Genomic DNA, 2,121 nt, shown 5'->3' on the forward strand with positions numbered 1-2,121 from the left:
CGATATAACACAGGCCCCGCAAGAGATTGCGGGGCTTTTTATTTATAAACAACACTAAAAAATACGCATGCAAATGCCTGTTCATCACATACCATTCAACAGTCATCATAGCAAACTATTGCTATCGGCTCGCTATGGCTATCAATTTATTTATCAACAACACCGGTGTCGGCGAACATAAGTAACGCTTATGTATATACGTAGAAACCGGTCGTGCTGAACGCCCGGTTTTTTTATGCCTGCATGTAAAAGATAAATACAGTCCGGTAGCTCAATGGTTAGAGCGCCTGCCTTATACGCAGCCGGCTATTGGTTCAAATCCAATCCGGACTACTCAAAACAGTCCTGTGGCGCAATGGTCTGTAAAGCCATCGCCCTTACGGGCTTAGCAGGTTCGAATCCTGCTACTCACACCAACAAAAACAGGATGAATAGCTCCAATGGTAGAGCAGCGGTTTGAAGCACCGCCCGTGCAGGTTCGACTCCTGCTTCATCCACCAGGCAAATGAAAAACATTTGCTGAAAAAGCTTCCTCATCAGGAAGACGGGAACAACTGTTATTCAGTAACCCAGGCAGGAGTATCACACTACTCCGCAGTGCAGTGGTAGTAACAAACTGTATGCTGTTACAAAAGCAGGGTTTCCGCACATCATCTATGGGTAAAAGGTTCGAATCCTTTCCGTCCTCGAAAAACGGTAGCTCATCTGGTAGAGCAATAGACAATCTCAGATAGAGATTAAAATCAGAAGGACTGAAAATCCTTTAACACAACAAACAAAGCCAGGGCTCACTGCCCCGCCACCTCATCAAAAGGATGATACCGGCAGGAGGGGAAACACCCGCAAACAGGGAATACACCGGTTCCTTACCATCACTTAGCACTTCCGCCCTAACTGATGTGTAAGTACCAGGCTGCACCTGTTTCCGTGTTCACCATCCGGACAGCAGCGCTGGCTTTATTATCAACACCCCAAAAATGAAAGAAAATGAAAAGAGTAACCATCAACGCCTACGAAAGAGGTTTGGTATTTAAGAACGGCGTATACCAGCGAATGCTGCAGGTAGGCCGCCACTGGCTGATCAACGAAAATGTAACCATCTACGATATCAATAAGCCATTCATCGCACCGGTAGAACTGAACATCCTCCTGCAGGATGCAGATGTGGTAAATGCATTGCAGGTAGTGGAAGTAAAAGAAACCGAAATTGTGCTGCACTACGAAAACGGTTTGCTGAAGCAGGTATTAACCGCAGGCCGCTATGCGTTCTGGAAAAATATCATCGACAACAAGTTTGTTCGTGCAGATATCTCTAAAATAGCGATCACTGAAAATATAGACCGGTCTACCCTCTGCCACCGGCTGGTAGCGCCTTACGTAAGAACTTTCAGCGTGGAAAATTACGAACAGGCCATCATGCTGGTAGACGGTAAGTATGCCATGACCCTGTATACCGGCGTTTACTTCTGGTGGAAGAATAATATCACCATCACCGTTAGTAAGGTAGATACCCGCCAGCTGCAGGTGGAAGTGAACGGACAGGAAATCCTGACCAAAGACAAAGCAGCACTGCGGGTAAACGCATGGGCACAGTACCGTGTAACCGATATCAACAAAGCCCTGTTGCAAAACAGGGAATACGAACGGCAGCTGTACGTGTTGTTCCAACTGGCTTTGAGAGAATACATCGCAGCCCTGAACTTCGATGAATTGCTGGAAAAGAAAGATACCCTGGCGCCTGCCATCCTGAAGGCCGTCACCGCAAAAGCGGAAGCTCTCGGTACTAACGTAACCGGCTTCGGTATCCGGGACATAATCCTGCCAGGCGATGTAAAAGACATCATGAACCAGGTATTGGTGGCCGAAAAAAAGGCACAGGCCAATATCATCATGCGCCGGGAAGAAACCGCCAGCACCAGGAGCTTGCTGAATACCGCAAAGCTGATGGAAGATAATCCTATGCTGTTTAAGCTGAAGGAAATGGAGTACGTGGAAAAGATCGCGGAAAAGGTCAGCAACATCAGCGTAAGCGGAAACGGTATGCTGATAGATCAGCTGCGTCAGATTTTCATCTCTAAGTAAAAGAGGTGGGTCATATAGTGATCCGCCTTTTTTATTTAT

Annotated in this window: 1 protein-coding gene and 2 tRNA genes; all 3 read left to right on the forward strand. The window is 46.9% G+C overall.

Translation table 11 applies throughout. The features are described 5' to 3' along the window. Positions 1–260 precede the first annotated feature (260 nt). Positions 261–333, forward strand: a tRNA-Ile gene (locus VN105_RS05400). A gap of 92 nt (positions 334–425) precedes the next feature. Continuing rightward, positions 426–500 (forward strand) — tRNA-Phe (locus VN105_RS05405). Between the two features lie 487 nt (positions 501–987). After that, a complete protein-coding gene (locus tag VN105_RS05410) occupies positions 988–2,082 on the forward strand; it encodes a slipin family protein (RefSeq protein ID WP_325638691.1) in 1,095 nt (364 codons plus the stop codon). Positions 2,083–2,121 lie beyond the last annotated feature (39 nt).

It is taken from the genome of Chitinophaga sp. (genome assembly GCF_035564935.1).
Taxonomy (GTDB): Bacteria; Bacteroidota; Bacteroidia; order Chitinophagales; family Chitinophagaceae; genus Chitinophaga.